The sequence below is a fragment of the Rothia mucilaginosa genome, assembly GCF_019334805.1.
In the GTDB taxonomy this organism is placed as follows: Bacteria; Actinomycetota; Actinomycetes; order Actinomycetales; family Micrococcaceae; genus Rothia; species Rothia mucilaginosa_C.
In genome coordinates this window covers 1,208,259-1,234,429 of sequence record NZ_CP079822.1, presented here as the reverse complement: position 1 = coordinate 1,234,429, position 26,171 = coordinate 1,208,259, and the positions used below count along the sequence as shown (strand labels likewise).

Annotated in this window: 24 protein-coding genes; 9 read left to right on the top strand and 15 right to left on the bottom strand. The window is 58.9% G+C overall.

Annotation, left to right across the window (positions count from 1 at the left end):
• Nucleotides 1-32: 32 nt before the first annotated feature.
• A complete protein-coding gene (locus tag LPB405_RS04850; protein ID WP_219100340.1) occupies nt 33-947 on the top strand; it encodes a shikimate dehydrogenase in 915 nt (304 codons plus the stop codon).
• Nucleotides 948-1,029: 82 nt separating this feature from the next.
• On the opposite strand, the gene LPB405_RS04845 is transcribed toward LPB405_RS04850, so the two are convergent.
• From LPB405_RS04845 to LPB405_RS04820, 6 genes are all read right to left on the bottom strand, one after another.
• Entirely contained in the window at nt 1,030-2,322 is a 1,293-nt protein-coding gene (locus LPB405_RS04845; protein ID WP_219100338.1) for an MFS transporter, read from the bottom strand.
• A gap of 248 nt (nt 2,323-2,570) precedes the next feature.
• Nucleotides 2,571-3,773, bottom strand: coding sequence for a hypothetical protein (locus LPB405_RS04840; protein ID WP_257604846.1), 1,203 nt, complete (start codon nt 3,771-3,773; stop codon nt 2,571-2,573).
• A 152-nt stretch (nt 3,774-3,925) separates the two neighbouring features.
• Nucleotides 3,926-4,801, bottom strand: coding sequence for a glycosyltransferase family 2 protein (locus LPB405_RS04835; protein ID WP_049352287.1), 876 nt, complete (start codon nt 4,799-4,801; stop codon nt 3,926-3,928).
• 54 nt (nt 4,802-4,855) lie between these two features.
• Nucleotides 4,856-5,239, bottom strand: coding sequence for a DUF2304 domain-containing protein (locus LPB405_RS04830; protein WP_049345954.1), 384 nt, complete (start codon nt 5,237-5,239; stop codon nt 4,856-4,858).
• 2 nt (nt 5,240-5,241) lie between these two features.
• Complete coding sequence (locus LPB405_RS04825; RefSeq protein WP_049345957.1) at nt 5,242-5,985, bottom strand: glycosyltransferase family 2 protein; 744 nt, start codon at nt 5,983-5,985, stop codon at nt 5,242-5,244.
• Between the two features lie 196 nt (nt 5,986-6,181).
• Nucleotides 6,182-8,182, bottom strand: coding sequence for a DUF6541 family protein (locus LPB405_RS04820; protein WP_049345958.1), 2,001 nt, complete (start codon nt 8,180-8,182; stop codon nt 6,182-6,184).
• Between the two features lie 382 nt (nt 8,183-8,564).
• Here LPB405_RS04820 and LPB405_RS04815 point away from each other — a divergent pair, with 382 nt between their 5' ends.
• From LPB405_RS04815 to LPB405_RS04805, 3 genes are all read left to right on the top strand, one after another.
• On the top strand, nt 8,565-9,107 hold the full coding sequence (locus LPB405_RS04815) for a flavin reductase family protein (RefSeq protein WP_049340082.1): 543 nt from the start codon (nt 8,565-8,567) through the stop codon (nt 9,105-9,107).
• Nucleotides 9,108-9,238: 131 nt separating this feature from the next.
• Nucleotides 9,239-10,468, top strand: a complete 1,230-nt coding sequence (gene argE, locus LPB405_RS04810) for an acetylornithine deacetylase (protein WP_070643748.1) — start codon at nt 9,239-9,241, stop codon at nt 10,466-10,468.
• 482 nt (nt 10,469-10,950) lie between these two features.
• Nucleotides 10,951-11,958 carry an MIP/aquaporin family protein gene (locus LPB405_RS04805; protein WP_070643752.1) on the top strand — a complete coding sequence of 336 codons (1,008 nt, stop codon included), beginning with the start codon at nt 10,951-10,953 and terminating at the stop codon, nt 11,956-11,958.
• Between the two features lie 162 nt (nt 11,959-12,120).
• Here the strand turns inward: LPB405_RS04805 and LPB405_RS04800 are convergent, their stop codons facing one another.
• From LPB405_RS04800 to LPB405_RS04760, 9 genes are all read right to left on the bottom strand, one after another.
• A complete protein-coding gene (locus LPB405_RS04800) occupies nt 12,121-12,615 on the bottom strand; it encodes a HEPN domain-containing protein (RefSeq protein WP_005504176.1) in 495 nt (164 codons plus the stop codon).
• On the bottom strand, nt 12,596-13,141 hold the full coding sequence (locus LPB405_RS04795) for an ArsR family transcriptional regulator (RefSeq protein WP_049352282.1): 546 nt from the start codon (nt 13,139-13,141) through the stop codon (nt 12,596-12,598). The genes LPB405_RS04800 and LPB405_RS04795 overlap by 20 nt, the downstream gene beginning before the upstream one ends.
• Nucleotides 13,142-13,254: 113 nt before the next feature.
• The gene (locus tag LPB405_RS04790; protein ID WP_070643755.1) at nt 13,255-13,896 is read right to left on the bottom strand and encodes a VanZ family protein; all 642 of its coding nucleotides are present in this window, start codon (nt 13,894-13,896) and stop codon (nt 13,255-13,257) included.
• A 214-nt stretch (nt 13,897-14,110) separates the two neighbouring features.
• Nucleotides 14,111-14,563, bottom strand: a complete 453-nt coding sequence (locus LPB405_RS04785) for a fluoride efflux transporter FluC (protein WP_005504159.1) — start codon at nt 14,561-14,563, stop codon at nt 14,111-14,113.
• A complete protein-coding gene (locus LPB405_RS04780; protein WP_239662311.1) occupies nt 14,563-14,967 on the bottom strand; it encodes a fluoride efflux transporter FluC in 405 nt (134 codons plus the stop codon). The genes LPB405_RS04785 and LPB405_RS04780 overlap by 1 nt, the downstream gene beginning before the upstream one ends.
• Before the next feature lie 124 nt (nt 14,968-15,091).
• Nucleotides 15,092-17,893, bottom strand: a complete 2,802-nt coding sequence (locus LPB405_RS04775) for an MMPL family transporter (protein WP_219100334.1) — start codon at nt 17,891-17,893, stop codon at nt 15,092-15,094.
• A gap of 197 nt (nt 17,894-18,090) precedes the next feature.
• Nucleotides 18,091-18,792: a TetR/AcrR family transcriptional regulator gene (locus tag LPB405_RS04770; protein ID WP_219100332.1), complete on the bottom strand. Its 702-nt coding sequence runs from the start codon at nt 18,790-18,792 to the stop codon at nt 18,091-18,093.
• A gap of 301 nt (nt 18,793-19,093) precedes the next feature.
• Nucleotides 19,094-20,749 carry a sensor histidine kinase gene (locus LPB405_RS04765; RefSeq protein WP_257604845.1) on the bottom strand — a complete coding sequence of 552 codons (1,656 nt, stop codon included), beginning with the start codon at nt 20,747-20,749 and terminating at the stop codon, nt 19,094-19,096.
• A gap of 93 nt (nt 20,750-20,842) precedes the next feature.
• Nucleotides 20,843-21,586, bottom strand: a complete 744-nt coding sequence (locus tag LPB405_RS04760) for a response regulator transcription factor (RefSeq protein WP_219100328.1) — start codon at nt 21,584-21,586, stop codon at nt 20,843-20,845.
• A 253-nt stretch (nt 21,587-21,839) separates the two neighbouring features.
• On the opposite strand from LPB405_RS04760, the gene LPB405_RS04755 reads away from it, so the two are divergent.
• From LPB405_RS04755 to LPB405_RS04735, 5 genes are all read left to right on the top strand, one after another.
• Complete coding sequence (locus tag LPB405_RS04755; RefSeq protein ID WP_219100326.1) at nt 21,840-22,709, top strand: PRD domain-containing protein; 870 nt, start codon at nt 21,840-21,842, stop codon at nt 22,707-22,709.
• Between the two features lie 269 nt (nt 22,710-22,978).
• Nucleotides 22,979-23,272, top strand: a complete 294-nt coding sequence (locus LPB405_RS04750) for a hypothetical protein (RefSeq protein WP_219100324.1) — start codon at nt 22,979-22,981, stop codon at nt 23,270-23,272.
• 178 nt (nt 23,273-23,450) lie between these two features.
• Complete coding sequence (locus LPB405_RS04745; protein WP_219100322.1) at nt 23,451-24,431, top strand: mannose/fructose/sorbose PTS transporter subunit IIA; 981 nt, start codon at nt 23,451-23,453, stop codon at nt 24,429-24,431.
• Nucleotides 24,428-25,297, top strand: coding sequence for a PTS mannose/fructose/sorbose transporter subunit IIC (locus LPB405_RS04740; RefSeq protein ID WP_049360185.1), 870 nt, complete (start codon nt 24,428-24,430; stop codon nt 25,295-25,297). The genes LPB405_RS04745 and LPB405_RS04740 overlap by 4 nt, the downstream gene beginning before the upstream one ends.
• An 11-nt stretch (nt 25,298-25,308) precedes the next feature.
• Nucleotides 25,309-26,163, top strand: coding sequence for a PTS system mannose/fructose/sorbose family transporter subunit IID (locus tag LPB405_RS04735; protein WP_049352264.1), 855 nt, complete (start codon nt 25,309-25,311; stop codon nt 26,161-26,163).
• The last annotated feature ends 8 nt before the right edge of the window (nt 26,164-26,171 follow it).

The following is a 26,171-nucleotide window of genomic DNA, read 5'->3' as shown; positions in this document are numbered from 1 at the left end:
CATCTTGAGGGATGGACACGTACAGTGAAACTATGAGTTTGCGTACTGAATCTTTCCTGGTGGGTCTCATTGGTGACGGCATCACCTCCTCCCTGACCCCTCCCATGCATGAGGCGGAAGCGGACGCGCACGGGGTGCGCTACCTGTACCGCCCCGTCGACCTGGACGCCCTGAACCTGGATGGCGCCTCCGCCCCGGCGCTTCTGGATGCGGCGGCACTGCTCGGCTTTAACGCTTTCAACATCACGCACCCGTGCAAGCAGTCGGTCATGGAGCACCTGCACGAGCTTTCGGATGCGGCACGCGCCCTGGGTGCAGTCAATTGCGTAGTGATTGGTGAGGACGGCAGCTTCTACGGCGATAACACGGACTACTCCGGGTTCATTGCGGGGTTGAAGCGCGGCCTGCCGAAGGTGGCGGAGGATCCGGCGCGCCTGGAGCACGTGGTGCAGCTGGGTGCTGGCGGTGCCGGTAGCGCCACGGCGTACGCACTGTGCCGCCTGGGGGTGCGCCGCCTGAGTCTCTTTGAGCGTGACGCAGCGAAGGCGCAGGGGCTTGCGGAGCAGCTGGGTGGGCTCTTCCCCCAGACCCGAATCGAGGTACTAACCGAGGATGAGCGCCTCATTGAAGCTCTACTGGAAGCTCAGGGTTTGGTGAATGCGACCCCGGTGGGTATGCACGTGCATCCGGGTATGCCGTTGAGCGATTCGGCACTGGATGCCGGGGTGCTGCGCGAGGGCCTGTGGGTTGCGGATGTCATCTACCTGCCGCAACAGACGCAGCTGGTGCGCGCGGCGCGTGCCGCCGGGTGCGAGGTGCTGACGGGCGGCTATATGGCGGTGGGTCAAGCGGTGGATGCGTTCCGTCTCTTCACCGGGCTGGAACCGAATGCTGAGCGTATGGCGGCGCATTTTGAGGCGCTGATTGCGGCTCAGCAGGGAGATTAGAAAGTTAAACACAGGTGGGGTTGGATAGATATCTATCCAACCCCACCTGTATTTATTCTATATACAGAATATATTGTTCGGGTTATGCATCCAGCTCAGCCAGGGACTTCTTGTACCCTTCACGAGCCGTCAGCGCACCCAACGCCACGAGCACACACATGGCGACCGTGAACACGGCGGGCAGCACCGCGTTATGCAGGTCGGCACCGGCGAGGCTCGTCGCCACGGCGGGCGCCACGCCTCCAGAAATTGCGAAGCCAATCTGGGTACCCAGCGCCAGACCGGTCACGCGCACGCGGGTCGGGAACATCTCCGCGTAGAAGGCAGGCCACACGCCGTTCGCCATGGAGTACAGCGCACCGTGCATGAGCACGCCGTAGGCAAAGATACCCACCCAGTTACCCTCGGCAATCGCCCCGAGGTACGGGAACATCACCAGGGACGAAGCAACCGCACCGGTAATGAACACGGGCTTACGACCGATCCGGTCGGCAAGCATGGCGGCGAGCGGAATCGCAATCAGACCGAGGGTGTTGGAGGCGACCGGCACCAGCAGCATCGTGCTACGGTCAAGACCGTAACCCTTGGTGGCGAAAGACAGCGCGAAGGTCGTGAAGACCATGTTCACAGTGTTGACCATGGCGCACACGGCGATGGTGAGCACGGCGCGCTTGTGGTGCTTGAAGACCAGCATGAGCGGGGATCCGGTGAGCTTTTCGCGCTGCAGGTAGGCGGGCGGCTCGGAGAGGGTGCGGCGAATCAGCCAGGCGGTCACCACCACAAAGGCGGAGAGCCAGAAGGGTACGCGCCAGCCCCAGCTGAGCAGGTGCTCATCCGGCAGGGCGGCGAAGGGAATGAACACTGCGGTTGCCAGTAGCGAGCCGAACTGGGTGCCTTGCAGGGTCCAGCTGGTCGTGAAGGCGCGCTGATGCGCGTTGGCGTGCTCCAAGGAGATGGAGATGGAGCTTGCCTGCTCACCGGCGGCGGAGAGGCCCTGAATCATGCGGCAGATGACCAGCAGGGTGGGGGCGAGGATACCCGCCTCACTGTAGGTCGGCAGGCAACCGATTGCGAAGGTGGCAAAGCCCATCAGGAAGAGCGTGAGCATCAGGACGAATCGGCGGCCGTAGCGGTCACCGAGGGGTCCAACGATCATGGCGCCGAAGGGACGCACAACGTAGGCGACGCCCACAACCACCATGGACTTGAGGATGCCAATGGCGGCGGTGTCTTCAGGGAAGAAGATGCGGTTGAGCACGATTGCCGCGGCGGTGCCGTAGACGGCGAAGTCGTAGTATTCGAGGGCGGAGCCTATCCAGCTGGCGAGGGCGGCTCGTCGTGGTGATCGGGCGGGCGCGTCGGTGCGTCGGCTCATGGGTGGCTCCTTCGGTACTATACCCGTTGGGAGGGGCGGGGCCGCGGTGTGGGCGGCCCGTGCGGTTTGTCATTGTGTCCTTCCAGTGTAGGGAGCACCCCGCCTGTTTTCCATAGGGTTACCTAAGTTCCCAGGGTTTGAAGTAGTAATAGCGGGTGGACACCTCCAGCCCCCGTCAGTTCATGAGCAATAAAAAATGAGGGGTTGAGCATAACTACTCGTTTGCTCAACCCCTCATCATTTATTTATTAAATATTCTCCAGCTCAGCATTGCCGCTATTCGACACAGAACGCGCCTGCCACACCATCGCACCCAAATGTACTAGCAGGCCAAGAATCGGCCCCACATACAGGGCAAGAAGAGTGCGAGTCAGAAGAGGCAACGGCGACACAGCCACCACACAAGCAACTACAGCCGCCAGCACCCAACCAGCCACATACGACCGGTGCATATTCAACGCAATCACCAGCGACCCCGACAACACCAGAAGCGCCAGGAAAGCAGAAGCAAACACCAAAAGCGCAAGCACCGGAGAAGTCACCACATGGGCGTACGCTCCAACCTCTGAAGGCTTCGGCGGGTAAAGCAGACCAAACAGCCACGGGCCAAGCACATAAGCCGCCGCAGCGCCCACAAGACCCACGCCCAACAGCGCACCAGCAGGCTTCGCAAAAGCACGCAACGGATGGTTCTGTTGCTTCAAGAAAGCAGACACCGCCACGCCCTGAAAAGCCTGCAAAGGAATCATAATCGGCGAGCGCGTAATCGAAATCGCCAGAATCAGAACCGCCAAAATAACCTGCTGTAGCGGGTCGTTTGAATCGATGCTAACGTTCAGCAGAAGCGGCAAGCCCATCATAAGAACCGCGTTAGCAGTCGACGACCCCATCGACAGCGTGTAGTTATACAGCAGACGGCCCGAGGAAACATCCGCACGAGAGCTAAAAACTCGCCGAGCTTCTGGAAGCAGAAGCACCATCAGCAGCCACAGAAGTACCGGAGAAACCGTTGCGGCTTCAAGACCGATTAGATGTGCAGAGACCAGACCGACCGCGCAGATAGCTACGATACGCCAAATAGCGTCGAACCCCGACACACTCGCGAAGAGGTACCAGCTTTCCTGGCCAGCAGACGCACCGTAGAGAGTCATGTGCATGGCGTAGAGGGCCACACCAACACTCAGGAGCAGCACACCGCTAAACCCGCTCAAAGGAATCTGGGCAGGAGCCCACAGAGGGCTCGTCACTAAGGTCAACCCGCCCACAATAAGACCCACTAGAGCACCCACGGGTGCAATACGTGCACCAGTTTTACCGTCGCGGCGTGCAGTACCCACAGCGCGGGTAGCTTCCTGCTGGATACCTACCACCACACCGTAGAGGGCAAAAAGAAGCGACCAGAAGAGAAGGAACTCCGTCAGGCTTTCGCCCTCCAGAAACCGTTTCACCACAACGGTAATTCCTAGAGAAGATAGTGCAGCTAAACCGGACGATCCCAAAATTGCCATCGAATGACCACGAGTCATTTTCTTCGGCTGGGACTCTGCCGATGATTCCACGCTATCTCCGTTCTCTACTGGTCGCACCTATAGAATTGAAGTCTTTACTTTACGACGTGCTCGGCAAGGTTCTTAACACCCTGCCACTTCTTCGCCAGAGCCGCCTTCGGTAGCAGAGTCAGCGCGTGAGCACGCGAAGAGAAGCGAATACGAGCCACGCGGGCAGCCTTCGTCCAACCCAGGGCAGTCATCTCTTCAACCATGGTGTTGTAGTAGCGGCGCTCCTCCTCAAAGCGGGTACCCTCAAGGGCGCGCCAAGACGAGTCAGAACCACCGTGACGGCGGTACATGAACGCAATCTGCGGGTCGTAGTACAGGGAGCCGCCGCGCATCGTAATGTCGAGAATCAGCGCCATGTCCTGGATAACGTTCAGGCCCTCACGGAAGCCGGTGCCCACGATAGCGTCTTTACGCCAACCCAGGGACGGGAAGTAGAACCACGCGCCGCGCAGCAGGGAGGTAGCCAGCTCCTCACCCTGCAGAACAGCCTCACCCTTGGGACGGTAGAACGCCTTAGTCTGCTCCACCAGAGTGTTCGACAGGCCGTTGTTCTCATCAATCACGACCACGCCGGGCTGGAAAATGGACGCCTCGGGGTGCTTAGCCGCTGCATCCACGAGCCACTGCACGTAGTTGGGGAGCATGACGTCGTCAGCACCCATGACGGTGACCAGTTCGTTCTCCACGAAGGTCAGGCACTTGCGGTAGTTCGCGTTCGCACCCAGGTTGGTTTCATTACGCATGTAGGTGATGCGCTCGTCCTTCAGCGACTCGAACCAGCCAGGAATCGAGTCGTCCGGGTAGCCATCATCGACAACAATCAGGCGCCAGTCCGGGTTGGTCTGACCGACCACAGACAGTACAGCCTGCTTCATCATGGCGACGTCGCCGTAGTAGGGGAACAGAATATCAACGGTCATAAGGTATTACTCCAGGTCAAAGGGGTAAAAAATACTAAAAGAAAATTATGGTTCCTACTGCTCGCCCCGTGCAGAGGATTTACGGCCTAAGCCAGATGCACCCTCCGGCTGCTCCTGAAGCGCCTTCAAAATGGCGACTTCCTCAGCCAGGATACGGGTCTTCTCCGACAGGCGCGACAGCTCCAGGGTCAGGTGAATACTGACGCCCATGAGCAAAAGAATCGACAGCAGGAACAACAGGTTCACCGGCAGGGCAACACCCACAAAGTCCGCCACACCGTTTAGCAGACTCGGGAAAGCGCCCAGCACGATAATGACCGCGCCGATAATCAGCCACAGGGCGGCGTACCGCTCCTTCATGCGCTGGTGACGCACCTGCACAATCACAAAGGCACACACCAGTACGGACAGAATGAGGAAAAAAACACTCGCGCTCATGATTACTTCTCCTCGGGGCGGCGGCTCACCGAAATGCCGTAGGCAAACAGTGAACGAACCAGATAGACAGCAGACTTCAGCGGACCGGAGGAGGGGGTACCTCCCTGACGTTCACGCATATTCACCGGCACCTGACGCACCTTCAAGCCATTGTTAATAGCCATGGCGGTGATGTCGATTGTGTCGCCCAAATATTCGGCGGGCAGGTTGCGGCAGTAGAAGTCGATGCCGCGGCGGTTAGCAATCTTAAAGCCGCTGGTCACGTCCGTGAACGGGGTGCCCGCCGAGCGGGTGAACAGGAACGATAGCAGGCCCATCGCCCACTTGCGTGGACCTGACACCTCATAGTCGGCAGCCCCCTCCGCAAAGCGGGAACCAATTACAATATCGTAGTCCTTGATTGCCTCAATCAGCGTGGGGATACTTTCGGGGTGGTGCTGACCATCCGAATCCACCTGCATGGCGTAGTCGTAACCCATGCGCTGCGCGTACTTGTAGCCGGTGCGCATGGCGGCACCCACGCCCATGTTGTAGGGCAGGTCAATCACAAAAGCACCCGCCTCACGAGCCACAGCGGAGGTGTTGTCGGTGGAGCCGTCATTGACCACCACCAGGTCCACGAAGGGCACCGTCTCCTGCAGCTCAGTAATAGTGCCGGGCAGTGCTTCTTCCTCGTTCCAGGCGGGCATAATCACCAGCGTACGAGGATACGTGTGGGGGGTAAGAGGCGATGTGGGAGAACCCATAGGGCAGCTACCCCTCCTAACGAATGTGTCTTACCGTGCGTGTGAAAGCCGGCATGCCCTAGTAGACATACCGACTTTCATCATATCAGTGGTTCCGCAGTATCTCAGATTTAGCGCCAGAATGCAGACCACTGCACGAATTTCTGCAGATGCGTGCACCCCCGTAGGAGCGCTGAGGCACCGTTTAGTTATCGCATTAGTTATCGCACGCGCTAATACGGTACAGAGTCATCGGACCCGAGGAGTACACCGGAGTCAGAACATCCGTATCGATAGCAGCCACGAGGCCGTCGTAGTTTTTCTGGGCGTCCGGGCCGAAGTTCAGCTGGTTCTCCAGGTGAACGTACCAGTGGGCCTTGTACTCGTTCACTTCGCGGCACACCTCCGGGTTTGTACGAGCGTCCTTGAGGTTGTGCATAATCGCCGAGTACTTGGGTGAGGTCTCAAACTCGAAGTGGTATCCCGTCAGGTGACGATCCGCCAGCGCGTAAATATAGGCGCTACCGTCCCAGGGGTTATTCACGATCACATCGTCCTTCGGTACGATCTTCGGGATTTCATTAATGACGTTCATCTCGTCCTGATTCAACACCACCGAGGTCGGGGTCAGGCGGTATTCACGAGAGACCGCCTGGGTCGTCTCCTGCACCGAAGGAACACGCGAAGAAAGACCAGCAACTACCAGTACCAGGATCATCGCGACACCCATGCCGATGGTCGCAACCTTCAAGCGTGCCGGGCGTGGTGCTCGGCGCGCAACCCAGGTAAGCAGACCTTCTACGAAGCCACCCAAGCCGATACCAGCTAGGATCACTGAGGGGAATACCACCAGAGCCGCCAGGCGGAAGTGGTCGGTGTACCAGGGGCCCACCATCAGCAGGCGGAACTCACCGCGCGGCACCGAGGCGGATACAATCCACAGGTAACCAATCAGCCCCCAGCTGGCAATCAGCCACAGGTTACGGCGCTTGTACAGCAGGTACCCCACACCCCACAGAACCAGGAAACCCGCCAAGTAGGAGGGATTAAACTTATCACCCAGCTGATTACCATTCTCCAGGCCCAGGAAGAGGAACTGATAGAGGGCCTCACCCTCGGTCAGAATCGGCGACCAAGTATTACTTGCAAACTCAGCGGGACGTAATACACGCCAGGCCCCTACACAACCAGCCAGGAAAGCCAGTAGCAGGATGGAACCCACCCATTTCTGTCGAGCAATCAACTCATGCGAACGCAGGACCTGCGCCACACCAGCCAGTAGCAGGGGTACAGCAAAGGCTGCGGCAGAAACCACCGCATTCGGATGCACCAGCGCCAGACCCGCAAGACCCACCAGGGAGGCTAAACCCAGCGATAGGGATGCCGAATACTCGCGGCGTACCATCACCTGTACCAGGTACACCATGAGTGCCACAAATGAAGGTAGCAGGGCATAGCCCAGCAGGTTCGGGAAAAGCACACCCCAGCGCAGTAGCAGGCCCGGGAAAGCCGCAAAACCGCAAATCATCGCCGGAATAGCTAGGGCCTGCAGGCGGCGCAGCTTCGGGATGCTCAGGCTCAGCGCCACCAGCGAGCAGGGCCACAAAATGCCGGAAGCCAGTAGCACGGTCACAATGGTGGCGGTCGCAATACTCGTACCCGTGGTGCTATAAATCAGGGACACAAAATCGTGCCAACCCGCCGGGTAAAACGTCGGCTCCTGGTTCGCAGCAGCGACTGCTCCAAGGGTCAGGCTGGAGGCATCGCCGTGCTCCTGAATCCAGCGAATCGCATTCATATGGAAGGAATTATCCAGGCTCTGCGAGAACGCCTCCGGACCATACACCATGTCCTCGGTCATATGCGTCACCAGGAACCCGCCCAGCACCGCACCCATCACGGGCCAGGTCACCGGAACATCGTTACCCGGCCAAGCCGCAGAGGTCAGGGCAGGCCAGCGGCGGCCCACCAGCCACATGAGACCAGCAGCCACAGCCACCATCACGGCAGCGACCGGCACAAAAGAAATCAGGCTCCACGGAATGCCGGTCTTACCCAGCACAATCGCAGAGACAGCCACCAGGGCAAAAGTCAGCAGCGGCGCATAAAAAACACGCAGACGCACAGGAACACGCAACGCCCAGCCCATCGCATAGCCGGGACCAAAAGCCAACACGACCGCAAAAAGTAGCAGCGGAATAGTTGCCAACCAGCTCATTAACCCTCTTCTCCCCACAGTTCACGCACCGAAAAACCCCTCAAATACGGGGCGCGGTGCGCTTTCGCGTACCAAGCAAGGATACCCTAGAGCCCTCTTCACCCCCGCAAAACCCCCAGAAGAGAGAGGGATAGCACCTCAATCATGTGTTGCAGGGCGCTGGTTGGGCTGTCTGTGTGAAGCTCCCATATGACGAAGAATATGACGTAATATTTCACGCCCTACGTCATGAAAGGTGCACCTAAGAAACATAGGGCAATAAATAAGGTGTTCAGCACCCATTAGCTTTACTCTGAAACATATCTCCCCTTAACAAAGGGTCGCCCAACGCATACACATCTGGACGACCCCTCAAACGCAGCCGCAGAAGAAAGGGTCGATCATGACCGAAACCATTGCAGCACAGGCACCCATCGCCGACACCTCCGAGCAGTTCAAGCTCGCCTTCGGCCACCAGCCCGCCGGCGTTGCCATCATCACCGCCACCGACGAAAACGGCGAACCCGCAGGCTTCACCGCCTCCTCGCTGACCTCCGTCGCCGCAGAACCGCCCATCATCGCCTTCTCCCTCAAGGCAAACAGCGGCTCCGCAGCAAAGATCGCGGCTGCTTCCTCCTTCCTCGTGCACATGCTCGACGCTGAGAATGTCACCCTCGCGAAGAACTTCGCAACCCACGACTACCCCCGCTTTGAGGACCCCAGCACCTGGGAATTCGTCCACACCGGTGAGCCCCTCGTCCACGGCGTGCGCCGCGTACTGCGCGCAACCCCGCTCAGCCGCGTTGAGGCAGGCCCCGCACTCGTCTTCACCGCGCAGGTTGAAGAGTTCATCCGCAACGACTGCGAAGGCACCCCGCTGGTCTACCACTCGCGCAACTTCCACGCGCTGGGCGACCACTCCAACGTGAACAACTACAGCATCTAACCCCGCGCAGGGGTCACGGGGCGGTATTCGACGACCATGAGGCGACGAATGCCGCCCCGCGGCGTACCCTGAACATAACAGCGCACGCGGCACATGACAGCGCACAGCATTACATTGCAGAAGGAATAGTTATGACGGCTCAGACCACCCAGCCCGCTTCCCTCCCCTGGCTCGAAAAGCTCATCGCGATTCCCACCATCTCCGGCAGCTCCAACCTGGAACTCATTGAGCTCATCGAAGCCGAGTTCGCCCGCTACGGTTACAGCGGCGTGCGCACCTACAACGAGGACGGCACCCGCGCCAACCTGCTGGTCACCGTCCCCGCAGCGGACGGCACCACCCGCGGCGGTGTTATTCTCTCCGGCCACACGGACGTCGTGCCCGTCGCCGGTCAGGACTGGGACGCCGACCCGTTCACCCTGCGCGTGGAGGGTACCCGCGCCTACGGCCGCGGTGTCTGCGATATGAAGGGCTTCCTCGCAGTCGCCCTCTGGCTGCTGCCGCGCGTTGCCGAGGCGAAGCTGCGCACTCCCCTGCACTTCGCGTTCTCCTACGACGAGGAAATCGGCTGCGTCGGTGCACCCTCCCTCATCGAGGAGTTCGTGGCGCGCGACCTCGCCCCCGACTACGCGATTGTGGGTGAGCCCTCCAGCATGCGCATCATCGACGCGCACAAGGGCGCGCACCGCGGCCGCGTCACCTTCACCGGCGTGCCCAAGCACGGTTCCCTCGCCACCCACGGCGTGAACGCGGTTGCTGCCGCTGGCGAGTTCATCACCTTCTTCACCGATATGGCGGACCAGTGGGAAGAAGAAGGTCCCTACGACGAGTCGTTCATCATCCCCCACTCCACCGGTAGCGTGAACCTGGCAAACGGCGGCCTGCAGTACAACATCGTCGCCGAGCAGGCGGTCGTGGAGTACGATGTGCGCACCCTGCCGCAGGTGACTACCGAGTCCTTCGTGGAGCGCATTGACCGCGAGATTTCCGAGGTGATTCTGCCCGATCTGCAGGCACGCGCCGCACGCGCGGAGAAGCTGACCGGCGCGGAGCCCGGTAGCCTCACCTCCCGCGTGGGTGTGAAGCATGAACTGCTCGCCGCCGTGCCGGGTTTGGGTACCGAAGACGACGCACCCATCGTGCGCCTCGCCCACGAGTGGCTCGGCACCAACGACGCACCGCAGAAGGTCACCTACGGCACCGAAGCGGGCCAGTTCCAGCGCGCCGGCGTGCAGAGCATCATCTGCGGCCCCGGCGACATCGCGCAGGCGCACACGCCGAACGAGTGGATTGAGCTGGAACAGCTGAGCGAATGCGAGCGCTTCTTCGAGGCGATTCTCGGCTGGGCGAGCGCCAAGTAGCAGCCACATAGCAGCCGTGTAGCGGCGTAGAACCCAGACCACGGCGGTTCATAAGAGCCGCACGAAAATTACAGAAAATGCCCGGGTACCTCAAGAAGGTGCCCGGGCATTTTTGCGCTGATGGCGGGTGGTGTTGGCGGGGTTCAAGTGTTGGTTGAGCCATGGATTTAACGATCGGTTGAACTGTGGGTTTAAGTATGGGTTTATGGAATGAGTCCAAGGTGTGGACTATGCCTGTTTTTCCCCTCATCCACCACATTTATTTTTAAACGAAAAACCCGAAAAACCGCTTATGTCTAAGGGTGAAATAACACAAAAGTATTGTCTTCCAGGGGTATTCAAGGTTCCATAGATGCCAAAGGGTAAACACGCCACTCGGGCGGCATAACCCCACACAAAACCACACCTCCCTCACGCTCGGCACTGCACACCCGGTCGAACCCCGGTTCACCACCCGCAGTTCACTACCTGAAGGACACCCCGTGTACACCATCAGCCCCTACCTCGCCGAATTCCTCGGCACGCTCATCATGTGCACCATCGGCTGCGGCGTCATCGCCAACGTCGAACTCCGCCGCTCCAAAGGCCACGGCGACAACTTCTTCACCATCGCCTTCGGCTGGGGCTTCGCCGTCACCTTCGGCGTCTACGCCTCCCACGCCTACTCCGGCGGCCACCTAAACCCCGCCGTATCCATCGGACTGGCAGCCTACGGCGAATTCCCCTGGGAGAAGGTCCCCGGCTACATCATCGCCCAGGTCCTCGGCGCAATGGTCGGTGCCGGACTGGTCTACCTCAACTACCTGCCCCACTGGAAGGCAACCGCCGACAAGAAGATTAAGCTCGGCGTTTTCGGCACCGTCCCCGCTATTCACAACTACTTCACCAACGCCCTCTCCGAAATGATCGGCACGTTCATGCTGGTCTTCTCGGCACTGTACACCGGTGTGAACTTCAAGCCGTCCATCAGCGGCGGTGTGGAACTCTCTCTCAACCTCAACGACGTGCTCAAGCCCCTCGCCTTCGGCTTCATGGTCACCGTACTCGTGATCGGTCTGGGCGGTCAGACCGGCTACGCTCTGAACCCCGCCCGTGACTTCGGTCCGCGCCTCATGCACGCCCTGCTGCCCATCCACGATAAGGGCTCCTCGCGCTGGTTCTACGCGTGGGTTCCGATCTGCGGCCCGATTGCCGGCGGTTTCATGGGTGGCGCATTCTTCAAGCTCTACTACGAGGGTCAGGTCAGCCCGTGGCTGTTCGTCTCCAGCGCCCTGGCGATTGCGGTTCTGCTCTTCGCGTGGTGGGCTAATAGCCACCTGTACCGTGCACCCAGCTCCGAGGTTATCCCCGAGTTTGAGGATACCCACGCTACCGCGGCGGCACGCGCGGCAACCTACACGCCGACCGGCTCCATGCCGATTCTGCTCCCCGAAGAGGTGAAGGGCAACCGTAGCACCCGCGTCGTCAACCAGGTGATTGAGGACGACTAGTCTTCCCGCCCGAGAACTTCCCTGTCTAGGGTTTCATCTAAAAACGGCGAACCCCTCATTTTCATAACCTGCACAATATCGGTCAGGTTATGAAAATGAGGGGTTCGTTGCGTCTACCTCACGGAAGGAGGTTCATTCAGGGGTGCCGAAAAGAAATACAGTCTAGAAAGGTCCTAGCTTAGGAATAAAAAGAGTCATCTCCTGAACGATATACTCTGCATCTTCCAAAGCCTCTTCAGCTTCCTCCACAGCTATAGGCTCATAATCCAGACCAGGATACTCAACCTCGTGGCGAGTTCGACGCAAGCGAGAATACAGCTTACCCACCGCATCATGAGGGCCTCGCTGAGCACGCAAGGCATCACCCACCACGATATGACCTCCCCGAGTAGTTGGACGCAGACCCTGCACCGCCAAGGCGGCAGTCATGGCTAGTCTCGAAGCATCATAGAGGAGCGTATAGGCACCTTCCGAATCATCAACTACCAGACGATGCGCCGTCTTTAGATGCCGGCGAGCACGCAACAACAGGCCTTGAGCATGCTCACGATTTACAACGACCCGCTCCAGCTCGCCAGATTCAATCAGCTCAAGAATGCGTTCCCGGCCTACAGTCCAGGGACCCGGGGTTGGGGCATTAGGCTTCAGCGTGGACATCGTTTACCTCCAGCTGCCCAAAGAGAACCTCCATAGGACGCGACCGCACAGTCTGCACGAAGCCGTCCTGCGAGTTCCAAGCCTCAGGAGATAGCCGCTTCACGTTTACCTCATAGCCAAGCTTCTGCTCAGCATCATCGATAGCCTCATACAGCTTCTGCCGTGAAGGGGAGCCCACAACCAGCACATCAATATCATTCGGCACGTGCCCCGCCACCCCAGAACGACGGCTAGCCCACGAACCATAAATAGCAGCACCCTCAATATTGGAAACGCCCTGCAAAGTATCCCGGAGCACCGGAACGGGGCCATACGTTACCAGAATCAACTGACGCATCGCCTGGCCCACCGGATTATCAACCTTGGCTTGCACCATACGGGTCCTACCAACATTCTGGACAGCCACCAAACCGGACTGTTCCAGACGATTCACCTCTCGGGAAACAGTCGGCAACGATGCACGTGTCGCATCAGCAATCTGTGACACCGTGTATTGCTGCTCAGGGTGAGAGAACAGCAATGCCATCACTTCACCCTGCAGGTCACTACGCAAGATGGGAAGGAGGCTAGGAGCAGACGTTTTCATAACATGAATTATATCAATCATGTTATGAAAACATCTGCTAATTTGGAGGGGTACTAGGCCGCGGCGGTAGCCATTGCCAGCGCCCGGTCATGCTTAGCCGCGCGGCGCTTCTGAATCGCGCGCACCACCCAGATGCAGACCGCACCCAGGACCGCGCCAGCAGTATTATTCACAATGTCATCCACATCAAAGGTGCGGTAGGTGAAGCCCGCCAGACCCCAGTTGCCGGTCAGCTGGCTCAACTCAATGAAGCTCGACAGCGCGAAGCCACTCAGCGCCGTGGCGCGCAGACCCCAGCGCAGGCAGCCCGCAGTAAAGAAGCCCAAGGGGATGAACATGGCGACATTGAAGAAAAGCTGCGCATACACGGTCGTTGCGAAGCGGCGCAGACCCATACCGGCAGTCAAATCCCATGCCTGCTGCCAGCTCCAGCCCACATAGAAACGCGGGTAGTACAGCTCGGGGTTCGTGACGCTATTGGAAGAGCCAATCGGGGTCAGCGTCAGAGAAAGAATAGAAGCAAGGAACAGTGCAAAGGACGCAGTCAACAAGTACTGGCGGATGCTGTGCGCTCGACCGGTCTTCTTGGCACGCAGGCGCATACCAATAAATCCGATAATGGAGAGCGCGATAGTAAGCGCCGCAATCTCGATGGCGAAGGTGCCAATCATGTGTTTACTGAGCAGTTCCTGCATGCCGCGTGTTCCTTAGGTCGTGAGAGTGAGTTATATGAACCCCACCTATATATATGCCTGTTCTAACATATATTCCCGGTGGTATATAGCGGGTTACCGTTCATACCCGCCGCATATCGTTCACCACCAGTGTAAAAGACCGCTCTATGGCTCACCCTAGGCGAAACTGTGAAAAAGCTGTACATGCGCCCGCACACCACCACAGCCGGCGCCGTCAGTACAGAACATCCGGCGGGAACACCGGCGCAATATACCGACCAAACAGCAACACAAACAAGAGCGCACCCGCCAGAGCTGCCACCATCGCGCCCACAACCTGCACCAGCCACAGCATCAGGAACTTCACCATCTTGCCCTCAGAGCGGGCGGTCAGCGCCTCCACCATGGCGGTCGAAAACGTCGTAAACCCACCCAGCAGACCGGTCGTAATCACCGTGCACCAGAACGCCACCTGATCCGTGGCGTTATAGTGCACCCCCAGCGCGCGAGGATTAGACACCGGCATAATCAGCAGGCCGTACAGGAACGAGCCCACCAGGTTAATCACGAACACCGGGCTAATAATCGACGACTCCGTACGCAGGCGAGGCGACATCGCCTTATCCAAGAAGAAACGGGTCATCGCACCCAAACCGCCGCACAGGAAAACCATCAGAGCGAAAAACATTAGCGGCCCTCCTCAACATCACGGGCGGGCACCAAGCGGGACGCCACAAAACGACCCGTCAGCATGCCCGCCGCGGCGGCAACCAAACCACCCACCAGCAGCACCGCCACAGCCAGCATCATATATTGAGCATGCACCGTGTACGGCAGAAAAATCGTCTGCGCCAAAACCGCCGCAATCGACGAATACGTCGTATAGCCGCCCATCATGCCAGCACCAAAAAGCAGACGGAACGAATGAATCCGCTCCTCACCGTCACGGCGCGCGTAGGCGTTCCACACCATCGTCAGCAGGCCCAGCGTAAACGAACCCAGCAGGTTCGCCACCAGCACGCCGCCGGGAGTGTACACGCGGCACAGCGCACCCGTACCGCCTCCCAAAAAGACAAGAAAAGGGGCAGGCACACGGCTCAGAACGCCTCCTATCCATTGTCGGATACTCGCGCGGTTCCTCATCGCCGTACACCTGCCCTTTCGTCTCGTACTAGTCTTCAGAGTGCGCCGTAGCGCACAAACGCACACTAATACTTTACTCTGACCCGAGCTTGCTACCCGAGTCGGCAGCAGCAGACTCACGCTCGTGCTGAATATTCTCACTCAGTGCAGCACCCTCAACATCCATATTCGGAGTGAGGCGATCCAGCCACTTCGGCATCCACCACGCCTTATCGCCCAGCAGAGCCATAATCGCCGGGGTCAGCGTCATACGCACAATGAACGCATCCACAAGCACACCGAACGCCAAACCAAAGCCCATCGGGCGAATCATGGTCGAATCAGCAAAGATGAAGCCACCAAACACCGAAATCATGATGATCGCGGCAGCCACCACCACACGCACCGCATGGTTATAGCCGGTCACGATGGCGGTCGCCGCGTCCTTGCCGTGCACGTACGCTTCACGCATGCCAGTCACCAGGAACATCTGGTAATCCATAGCAAGACCAAAAAGAATACCGATGAGCAGGGTCGGCAAGAACGACAGCACCGGACCCGGGTGATCCACGCCGAAGAGGGAGCTCATGAAGCCCAGCTGGTAGATGGACACCACGGCACCGAAGCTCGCCAGCACCGAGAAGAGGAAGCCCACCGAGGCAACCAGCGGAACCAGAATCGAACGGAACACCAGAATCAGCACCAGGAAGGACAGGCCCATCACCACACCCAGGTACAGGGGCAGCTTCTGAGCGAGCACCTCGGAGACGTCAATATTGCCGCTGGTCTGACCCGCAATACCGAGAGACACCTCAGAGCCCTGAACCGGAACGGTCACGGCTCGCAGCTCGTGGACAAGCTCTTCAGTCTCCACGGAGCTTGCACTGTGGGCAGGAATCACCTGGAAAATCATGAGGGTACGATCATCAGTCATACCGCCGGGAACCACAGCCTGCACGTTCGCGCCGCCGCGTTCCTTGACTGCAGAGGCGATATCAATCTGCGCCTGCTGAGCCTGCTCCTCACTCATGTTCGCGGGGGTGTGCGCGACCGCGACCAGCGGGGCGCTCATACCCTCACCGAACTTGTCCTTGACCAGCGCGTACGACTTGTACGCGGCGCTATCGGAGGGGTAGTTCGAGGCGTCCGGCAGGCCCAGGCGCATCTGAGACATGGGGGCGGCAACCGCCAGCAGCGCCAGCGTACCGGCCACCAGAGTCAGTAGCGGACGCGCCAACACGAGGCGCAACCAACCGTTCGGCTTCTCGGTGCGTTCGGCATCCTGCACGCGGCGTTCCGCAATCTTCTGCGGGGTATCGATGGAAGCCCACAGCTTCTTAGACATAATCTTGGTACCCGCCAGGGACAGCACCGCCGGGGTGAGCGTCACCGCGATTAGGGCGGCAACAACCACGCAGAACGCGGCGGCATTACCCATCACGCCCAGGAAGGGAATACCGGTCACGTTCAGCGCCACGAGCGCAATAATCACGGTGCTCGCCGCAAAAATCACGGCGTTACCGCTCGTGCCGTTCGCCAGGGCAATCGCCTGGACCTTCGGCATGCCATCCAGCAGGTTCGTGCGGTAGCGGTTCAGAATGAACAGCGAGTAGTCGATACCGACCGCCAGGCCGAGCATCAGGCCCAGGGTGTAGGCGGTGGAGCTCATCTCCACGACGGAGGACAGGGAGAGCGTACCGAGCACACCCACCACCACGCCCACCAGAGACATCAGAATCGGCAGGCCGGCAGCCACGAGGGTGCCGAGCATGACCATGAGCACGATGAAGGCGATGACCATACCCGCAACCTCACCGGTGTGCGAGCCACCACCAATCGCGGATTCACTCAGGTTCGCGTCGAACTGTACGGTCGCCCCGTGCAAGTTCGCCGACTCAATGTCGGACATGACCTTCTGCAATTCGGCGGACGGCACCTCGTAAATCTTCTTCTTAAACGAGACAGTCGCAATCGCCGTGGACTGATCCTCAGAGACCATACGGTAGCCGGAGGTGAAGTCGTAGAGCTTCTGCTGACGCTCCAGCTGCTCACGCTGTGCCGGCAGGTCACTCTCGGTCTTCTGCAGCTGGTTGCGCTGCTCGTCCAGCTTCTTCTTGCCCTCAGCGAGCTCGTCCTTCTTCGAGGCAATTTCTGCGCGGCCCGCATCAACCTGCTTCTGGCTCTCAACGAGGGTATCGCCCTTCTGTTTGAGGGCATCCTGCTGCTCGGTCAGCTGCGCCTGCTGAGCGTCGAGCTGCTCAATCATGGCGGCGGGTGAGCCTGCCGCCTCCGCCTGGGCGTAGCCGTCCTTCAGCTGTTCCTGCGCGTCGTCCAGCTGCTTCTGTGCGGAGGTGAGCTGCTCCTGACCTGCACTAATCTGTGCCTGCGAGTCGTCGAGCTTCTTCTCGTTCTCGGCAATCTGCTTCATACCGTCCTCAAGCTGCGAGGTAGCGGCGTTCAGCTGCTTTTTGCCGTCTTCCATCTGGGAGGGGGCGGCGGTAATCTTTGCGTGCGCCTCGTCGAGCTGGGTTTTCGCCTCGGCAAGCTTGGAGGTGGTGGTGAACGGGTCGGTGACCGCATCCACGGAGGGCACCTCGCTGGGCAGTGCGCTCAGTGCGGAGGAGAATGCCTGCTTCTGCTCTTCGGTGAGGGCGGTGCCGTCACCGGTGGTGAGAATGATCTGGCCGGAGCCGCGGTTGGCGCTGGGGAAGCGTTGGGCGAGCTCGTCGGAGAGCTGCTGGGTCTGCGTTCCGGGCATGGTGAAGGTGTTACTGAGCTTGCCGTGGAACGCGGTGTAGGCACCCGCTACACCGGCAATGATGAGTGCCCAGATGAGGATGACAGTCCATGCGCGACGGGCGGCGGCTTCACCGATGCGGTAGAGCCATGTAGCCATGATTCAGTCCTTTGAAGTTGAGTGAGTGAAGAGTTTGGGTGTTGGGTGCGCGTGGTGTTTGCCCTGCCGTTTTACCCAATAGTTTTGCCCTACACTACGAACGCTACTGCCTGTTTTTGGGCAAAAAACACCCCGCCCCGGGCACCTGCAGATGAGGTGCCCGAAGCGAGAGTGTTTGAGCGTTAACGCTATGGGGCTTAGCTTGCGAATTCACCCTGGACCAGACGACCCAGGTAGTCGAGTGCTTCGAGTACGCACTGGCGCATTGCTTCAATGGCGAGTGCTTCGGGGTGGGTGCCTTCGGGGGCTTCCGCTGCGACCTTGACCGTCATTTCTTCGGCGCGGGTGAGGTAGTAGTAGACGCCTTCACCGATGGTTTCGGAGAGGTTGGAGGCGAAGACTGCCACGCGCAGGTAGGGCAGGTCGGGGTATGCCGCGAGGTACTGTTCGAGGAAGATGTCGTAGGTGCGCTCGAGGATGACGTGCGAGTATTCTTCGAACTTCGCGGGGCTGTCCATTTCGAGGGCGTAGAGCAGGTGTGCGAAGGGTGCGATGTACTCTTCGAGGGTGCTGCTCATGAAGACCTTGCGGGCGATGGAAAGCATTTCGGCTTCCATGCTTGCGTTTTCACCGGAGATGGTGAAGTCGCATTCTTCGAAGATGCGGTTGAAGTACTGGTTCATGCGGGTGACCAGTACGTCGTCTACGGAGGCGAAGTGGTTGAAGATGGTGCGGCGGGAGACGCCTGCGCGTTCTGCGAGCGCTTCCGCGTTGAGGGCGCCGTAGCCGCCCTCGAGGATGAGGGATTCTGCTGCCTCAACGATTGCGATGCGGTTCTCTGCCTTGCGGGCGGAACGCTTGTCCGTGATATTTGCGGGGGATTCAACAAGATTAGCCATGCTTTTTACAATACGCGTAATGTTTCACCGGGAGTAACTATTCGAGGGTTAGATTCACCACATATTTGCACTCAAGGCAATAAACTTGAAGTGCAGATTTAATGTTTACTCAACAAGCAATTAAGTGTTTTGGCACGTCAGGGCGCTATAACACCCCAAAAACGCGCACCAAGGGGCGGGGTATGCACAACACACCCCGCCCCCTCAAACACTTACCCAGGACACTCACCCAACTACCCGCCCAGTGAACCACCGGGCGAGCCGCCCAGCGAACCGCCCAGCAAGCCACCGAGTGAGCGCATTAGGCGCGCGCCGCCTCCAAAGGCAGACGCACCGTAAAGACCGTATGCCCAGGCTGACTCTGCACCTGAATCGAACCGCCGTGCGCCTGCACAATCGCCTGCACAATCGCCAGACCCAAACCGGTGGTTCCAACCGAACCGGAACGTGCCTTATCGGCGCGGGTAAAGCGGTCAAAAATCTTCGGCAAGAAGTCAGGGGCAATGCCCGGACCGTTATCGCTCACGGTCACTACAGCCTCGCGGCGCGCAGTATCCACGGCCAGACCCGCAGTCACGCGCGTACCTTCATCGGTGTGCTTGCGGGCATTCGAGAGCAGGTTCAAGATGACACGCTGAATCTGGGAGCGGTCGGCAACAACCTCAACCGGCTCGTCGGGCAGGTTCAGGTGCCATTCGTGGGTGCGCGCGGCAGCCTGCATGTCGGAGGTACATTCAAGCACCAGTTCGGTCAGATCGACGAGCTCAAATTTGGGTTCACGGCCTTCATCCAGGCGAGCGAGGGTCAGCAGGTCCTCCACGAGGCGTGACATGCGTTCGGTCTGCGAGTCGATACGCGCCAGGGAGGATTGACCGGATTCACTGAGCGGCTCGGTCCAGCGGAGCATGTCGGAATACCCCTTAATGGCGGCAAGGGGCGTGCGCAGCTCGTGGGAGGCGTCCGCAATAAAGGCGCGAATCTGGTGTTCGGTGCGTTCGCGCACCTCCAGGGCGGAGTTCACGTTATCGAGCAGCTGATTGAGGGCGTAGCCTACGGCACCGACTTCAGTGCGCGGGTCGGAATCTTTCGGATCCACGCGCACCGCCGAGGAGATGGTGTGCTCTTCCAGGTCCAGGTGCGCCACATCGGTTGCCACCGCGGAGACTCGCTCCAGGGGCTTCATGGTGCCGCGAATAATGTAGGAGCCCGCCACGCCGGCACCAACCATCACGGCGATGGAACCGAGGGCTACCACAATCACGAAGATGGTGAGGGTCTGCTGTACGTTGGCGAGCGGAATACCAACCACCTGGGCATCGGCGCTGCTATTAGCCTTCGGGGTGATTTTCACGAGGTACAGGCCGGATTCCAGCTTGACCTCTTGGACTTCTTCCCTAGTGGCATTCAGTGCCATGGTTCCGAGGGTTACCTGGTCGTTGGCGGAAAGGGTTTGTACGGTGCCCTCCTTGGTGAGCTTGCTGGCGATTTCTACGGCACCTTCGGATTCCACGCAGGTGATGATAGTTCCGGACGCCTGACCGGGCGCAAAGAGGGAGCTGCTCTTCTGCAGGTCGCTGCAGTCCACTTCTTCTCGCTTGCCGTCTCGGGAGGTCGGCTGCACTACGCGGTGGCTGGTTTCTTTGAGGTCGCTTTGTGCCTGCTGGTAGAGGGAGTTCTGCAGGGTCACGTAGGTGGACAGGCCAATGATGAGGCATGCAATGCCGAGGGCTGTCACGAGGATGGCGATAAGGCGCGAACGCAGATGGGGCACGTAGCCCAGTTCTTCGGGGGATGCTTCGGGGTTCCGCATGCTCTTCCAGGCGGCGCGTAGGCGCACGAAGAAGTTCCCCGGGGAGGGCGCGGCACCGTCTCGTGCGGGGGCACCCGCGCGCAGGGGGCGGGTTGCTTCGTTATCCGGGGAGGCGGGTTCACCGGGTGAGTAGGAGCCCACGAGCATCCTTTCTTTCTATATTCGAAATACAGAATATAACTGATATGGCGCGGTATAACCGGGTGTTATACCGCGCCATATGAAGAGCAGAGAATAAACTTAGACGGCGGGACGTAGCACGTAACCGGCACCGCGCACGGTGTGAATCATCGGTTCACGGCCCACGTCAATCTTCTTACGCAGGTACGAGATGTACAGCTCCACAATATTTGCCTGACCACCAAAATCGTAGTTCCAGACATTATCGAGAATCTGGCTCTTGGAGACCACGCGCTTCGCATTCTCCATGAGGTAGCGCAGCAGGTCGAACTGGGTTGCGGTGAGGTTAATCTGCTCGCCACCGCGGGTCACCTCGCGGGTGTCCTGATTCAGCACCAGATCACCGACGACCAGCTCAGCGTCGTCAATGGCGGCAACGCCGGAGCGCTGCACCAGGCGGTGCAGGCGAATCATGACTTCTTCCATGGAGAAGGGCTTGGTCACGTAGTCGTCCGCGCCGGCGGCAAGGCCCTCGATACGGTTATCGACCGAGTCCTTAGCGGTCAGGAAGAGGCAGGGAACTTCGGGGTAGAACTTACGGATACGGGAGAGCAACTCCAGGCCGTCGAAGCCGGGCATCATAATGTCCAGAACGAGCACGTCGGGGCGCCAATCGCGGGCAATCGCGAGCGCGGAGGGGCCGTCGCCTGCGGACTGCACCTCCCAGCCGATCATTTTCAGACCCATGCTGACGAGTTCTTTGAGCATTTCCTCGTCGTCAACGACAAGGGCGCGGATGGGGCTACCGTCCGGGTGCTCTAGCGTGGGAAGGTTCTTTGCGATTTCGGTTGCTTTGCTGCTCATGTGATTAAGAGTATCGCGATTTAGGGTTCACGGCGGGGCGGGAGCCGGTTTTCAGCCGCAAACTTATGGAATGCTTGCCCGCATCACAGCTGGAGCACAGCTTTACCCCGGATTTGCTCGTTAACCCTTCATGGCGGCTTCAAACTTTCGGTAGAATTTGTACTAGCTTAGGTAACGCTCAATCACCTTTGCGTATCTTTTGATTTTGCCGTTTCTGTTCCGGCGACCCAACACCCGTGAAGGAGGACGACGCATGCGCATTAGCCGTATTTATAACAATAATGTTGTCCTCACGGTAGATCATCACGGCAAGGAGTCCGTGATGATTGGTCGCGGCATTGCTTTTGGTAAGCGTAAGGGTCAGCTGGTTGACCCGTCTGCGGTGGAGCAGACCTTTGTGCCGGAGCAGGGCATGTCGGGTGAGCGTCTGAGTATGACCCTGTCTGAGATTCCGGCGGAGATTTTGTCGATTGCCACTCTTCTGGAGTCGAAGGTGCGCGCCGAGGGTGCGCTGGAGCTGTCGAACTCGTTTATTCTTCCGCTGGCTGATCACCTACACTATGCGGTGGTTCGTGCGCGTGATGGGGTGCGGGTGGAGTATCCGCTCGCCCCGGAGGTGACTGTTCTCTACCCGCGCGAGGTGGAGTACGGCCGTACGGTTTTGCAGATGGTTCGCGAGCGCCTGCAGGTTGAGCTGGATCCGAATGAGGCTATTCCTTTGGCGTTGCACCTGGTCAATGCGCAATTTGCGACGGCGGATATGTCTCAGGCATTCCGCATGACTGAGGTTTTCGCGCAGGTTTTTGAAATTATTGAGGCGAGCTACGAGCGGAAGATCGACCCGGATTCAATGAGTGCGGCACGTTTTGTGACGCATCTGCGGTACCTGTTTGTGCGGGCGAGCCGCGCCTCCGCGAATCGTGCGGAGGACGCTGATGAGGTGTCGCAGCCGAGTTTGTTGGCGGCTCTTCGTGCGGATGTACCGCGCGCCTACGCGTGTGCGCAGAAGGTTTTGCTGGTGCTGCAGATGCAGTTGAAGCATAGCCTCACTCGTGATGAGTTGACGTATTTGACGATTCATATTGCGCGTCTGGCGCGGGATATGTGGGGCATTAACGCGTAGCGCATGTTCGGCAGGAAGCGACCGGGAGGGTTCCCGGTCGCTTTTTCTATGCCGCGAAATCTGCGCCTCAGAATCCCGGTGAGGGGTTCGGATGGGGAATCGGGGAGTGAAGAATCTGGGAGTGAGGATTCTAGAGGGGTGATGCCGGGCGGAACGTAGCCCTTAAAGGTGAGTTGCTATTTATATATACAACCTGTCACTAAAATGCTGTTTTCCCGGGTTTTATTTCGCGCGTTAGCGCGTCGATTTAAATTTTTAAATGACGGTTCATGGCTGCACATTCCAGAAATACCATTCTGTGGACAGACCACAGACAAATGTGGGTTTTTTATAAATCCCACATTTTTAATCCGCACGCTCATTTTTCACCCAGTATTTTCTTTGTAAATCTTTTTCTCGCGCCTTCGCAATTCAAATATGCCGCATCAAGCGCCTCATCAACCCACCTGCACGATGCCAATACCCCCGATTTTTCACGAAAACTCGCAAAAATAACCCCTCACCCTACGCGCCGGCAAGCCTTTTTCGGTATTTTGTTTAAATTTTTTACGCCCCGGCAATAAATACGTGTTTTGACATCAAAAACCCATATTCCAACACTTGAAAAAATGTCACCAGCACCTAAAGTGTGCATGGCCAGAAAAAACCCACAAAACACACAATATACGTGTTACTATCTGAGAATTATGAGGCTCCTCACGGGGCCACTACACACTATGTCACGAACACGAGAGGACCACTATGGTCACTATCATTGTGGCGGCACACGGCGAGTCGGCTCCGGCTCTGCTGAATACCGCCGGCATGATCCTCGGTAACTTCGAAAACGTCCACCCGGTCACGTTCCTGCCGGGTCAGGGCCCCGAAGATCTCGTCGAAGAGTACACCCGCATCGTTGAGGCGTCCGAAGCAGAAGAAACCCTGCTGCTGGTCGACCTCTTCGGCGGTAGCCCCTACAACGCCGGTGCGCAGTTCGCAGCCACCCGCGAGGGCGTCGACGTCGTCTCCGGTGTCAACGTACCGATGCTTATTGAGGTCATCTCCGGCGCAGGCCGTAAGAACGCAACCCTCAAGTCCCTGGTCGCTAAGGCGCACAAGGCTGGCACTAAGGGTATTCGCTCCTTCCAGGAGGCGAACCAGCCCGCAGCCGCCAAGCCCGCCGAGGCGAAGCCCGCAGAGACCAAGGCGGTCGAGGTTCCGGCTGCTCAGCAGGTTCCCGGCGGCACCATGGACGCTATCTTCACCCGCATCGACTCCCGCCTGATTCACGGTCAGGTGGCAGGAACCTGGGTTCCGCATATCGCACCGCAGACCTTCATCGCGGCATCCGATAATGCGGCACACGATCAGCTGCGCAAGTCCCTGCTACTGCAGGTCGCGCCGACCAGTGTGAAGACCAACGTCCTGGACATCGCTAAGGCTGGTCGCGTGTACAACAACCCCAAGTACACCGGCATGAAGACCATGTTCGTCGTAGAATCCCCCGTTGACGTGGTGCGACTGCTCGACGAAGGCGTCAAGATCAACGAAGTGAACGTTGGTGGCGTCACCTTCAAGACCGGCATGGTTCAGCTCTCGGACGCAGTGTACGCCTCCGAGGAGCACCTGGAAGCCTACCGCGAACTCATTAAGCGCGGTGTGAAGCTGACGGTGCAGCAGCTGCCCAACCACTCCCCGGTTGATTTGGAAAAGATCCTCAAGCAGAAAGGCCTGGACGCATGAGCGCCCTGACGTTTATTCTCGTTGTTCTCGTGGCGTTCATTGCGGGCGTCGCATCCGTGGTGGACGAGCGTCAGTTCCACCGCCCCCTGGTCGCTTGTACCCTGATGGGTTTTGCGCTGGGTGACCCGACTACCGGCATTATGCTCGGTGGCGCACTGGAGCTCATCGCACTGGGCTGGATGAACGTCGGTGCGGCTATGGCTCCCGACTCGGCTCTGGCATCCACCATCTCCGCTGTTGTTGTGATTCAGGGTCACCAGGACATCACCACCGGTATTGCTATTGCTGTGCCGCTGGCTGCGGCAGGTCAGGTTCTGACCATTTTCGTTCGTACCATTACGGTGTTCTTCCAGCATCAGGCTGATAATTTCGCGAAGACCGCGAACTTCCGCGGTATTGAGTTGATGCACATTAGCGGTATGGCTCTGCAGGGTCTGCGCGTGGCTATCCCGACCGCTATTGTGGCGCTGATTAGCTCCGACGAGCTGACCCGCCTGCTGAACATGATTCCTGCCGAGGTGACCACCGGCCTGCGCATCGCCGGCGGCATGATCACCGTGGTCGGTTTCGCAATGGTCATCAACATGATGCGTTCGAAGGCCCTCATGCCCTTCTTCTTCCTCGGCTTCATCGCCGCCGCCGCTATCCCGGCAACCCAGTCGATTGTGCCGCTACCCGGCGGAAGCTCAAAGGACGTCCTCGTGGCACTGTCCACCCCGGCACAGTTCAACCTGGTTGCTATCGGCCTGGTCGGCGCCTGCCTGGGCCTGCTGTACACGCAGCTGAACCCGCTCTTCCATAAGAGCGAGGCACCCGCCGTAGCACCGGCAACCGCAGCAAACGACCTCGATAACGAGCTCGAGTAAGGAGCATCATCATGACTGAGAACAAGAACGTCGAGCTCGTTGAAGTTCCCGAGCTCACCCAGCGCGATAAGGTCGAAACCTACTTCCGTTCCACTTTCCTGCTCGGTTCGTTCAACTTTGAGCGTATGCAGTCCATCGGTTTCGCGGTTTCTATGATTCCGGCGATTAAGCGCTTCTACACCAAGAAAGAAGACCAGGCGGAGGCGCTGACCCGCCACCTGGAGTTCTTCAACACCCAGCCGTGGGTTGCATCCTCGATTATGGGCGTGACCGCTGCGATGGAGCGTGAGAAGGCAGCCGGTAAGGACATTGACGAAGCCGCCATCACCAACGTTAAGGTGGGCCTGATGGGCCCACTGGCCGGCGTGGGCGACCCGATTTTCTGGGGTACCGCACGTATCGTGCTGGCGGCTCTGGGCGCATCCCTGGCGGTGACCGGCAATATTCTGGGCCCGCTGCTGTTCTTCTTCGGCATGACCGCAATTCGTTGGGCAACCCGCTGGTACGGCTTCAAGTACGGCTACGAGAAGGGCACCCAGATTGTGACCGAGGCGGGCGGCAACACCCTGCAGAAGATTACTCAGGGCGCCTCCGTGATGGGCCTGTTCGTGATGGGTGCTCTGGTGTACCGCTGGACGAGCGTGAACATTCCGTTGCCACTGACTAGCTACACAAACCAGGCGGGCGAGACGGTAAATGTGACCGTCCAGTCCGTGCTGAACGATCTGCTGCCGGGCCTGGCCTCGCTGGGTCTGTGCTTCCTGTGCATGTGGCTTCTGAAGAAGAAGATTAACGCCATCTGGTTGATTTTCGCCCTCTTTGGCGTGGGCATCCTCGGTTCCTACCTGGGATTCCTGGCTCTCTAAAAATATGA

Coding starts and splice junctions, on each gene's coding strand:
- LPB405_RS04745 (WP_219100322.1), top strand. CDS start 23,451: ATGGTCACTATCATTGTGGCGGCACACGGCGAGTCGGCTCCGGCTCTG.
- LPB405_RS04830 (WP_049345954.1), bottom strand. CDS start 5,239: ATGAGCGCGAGTGTTTTTTTCCTCATTCTGTCCGTACTGGTGTGTGCC.
- LPB405_RS04770 (WP_219100332.1), bottom strand. CDS start 18,792: ATGGCTAATCTTGTTGAATCCCCCGCAAATATCACGGACAAGCGTTCC.
- argE (WP_070643748.1), top strand. CDS start 9,239: ATGACGGCTCAGACCACCCAGCCCGCTTCCCTCCCCTGGCTCGAAAAG.
- LPB405_RS04755 (WP_219100326.1), top strand. CDS start 21,840: ATGCGCATTAGCCGTATTTATAACAATAATGTTGTCCTCACGGTAGAT.
- LPB405_RS04735 (WP_049352264.1), top strand. CDS start 25,309: ATGACTGAGAACAAGAACGTCGAGCTCGTTGAAGTTCCCGAGCTCACC.
- LPB405_RS04760 (WP_219100328.1), bottom strand. CDS start 21,586: ATGAGCAGCAAAGCAACCGAAATCGCAAAGAACCTTCCCACGCTAGAG.
- LPB405_RS04825 (WP_049345957.1), bottom strand. CDS start 5,985: ATGGGTTCTCCCACATCGCCTCTTACCCCCCACACGTATCCTCGTACG.
- LPB405_RS04800 (WP_005504176.1), bottom strand. CDS start 12,615: ATGTCCACGCTGAAGCCTAATGCCCCAACCCCGGGTCCCTGGACTGTA.
- LPB405_RS04785 (WP_005504159.1), bottom strand. CDS start 14,563: ATGTTTTTCGCTCTGATGGTTTTCCTGTGCGGCGGTTTGGGTGCGATG.
- LPB405_RS04820 (WP_049345958.1), bottom strand. CDS start 8,182: ATGAGCTGGTTGGCAACTATTCCGCTGCTACTTTTTGCGGTCGTGTTG.
- LPB405_RS04845 (WP_219100338.1), bottom strand. CDS start 2,322: ATGAGCCGACGCACCGACGCGCCCGCCCGATCACCACGACGAGCCGCC.
- LPB405_RS04835 (WP_049352287.1), bottom strand. CDS start 4,801: ATGACCGTTGATATTCTGTTCCCCTACTACGGCGACGTCGCCATGATG.
- LPB405_RS04795 (WP_049352282.1), bottom strand. CDS start 13,141: ATGGCATTGCTGTTCTCTCACCCTGAGCAGCAATACACGGTGTCACAG.
- LPB405_RS04775 (WP_219100334.1), bottom strand. CDS start 17,893: ATGGCTACATGGCTCTACCGCATCGGTGAAGCCGCCGCCCGTCGCGCA.
- LPB405_RS04765 (WP_257604845.1), bottom strand. CDS start 20,749: ATGCTCGTGGGCTCCTACTCACCCGGTGAACCCGCCTCCCCGGATAAC.
- LPB405_RS04740 (WP_049360185.1), top strand. CDS start 24,428: ATGAGCGCCCTGACGTTTATTCTCGTTGTTCTCGTGGCGTTCATTGCG.
- LPB405_RS04815 (WP_049340082.1), top strand. CDS start 8,565: ATGACCGAAACCATTGCAGCACAGGCACCCATCGCCGACACCTCCGAG.
- LPB405_RS04750 (WP_219100324.1), top strand. CDS start 22,979: ATGGCTGCACATTCCAGAAATACCATTCTGTGGACAGACCACAGACAA.
- LPB405_RS04790 (WP_070643755.1), bottom strand. CDS start 13,896: ATGCAGGAACTGCTCAGTAAACACATGATTGGCACCTTCGCCATCGAG.
- LPB405_RS04850 (WP_219100340.1), top strand. CDS start 33: ATGAGTTTGCGTACTGAATCTTTCCTGGTGGGTCTCATTGGTGACGGC.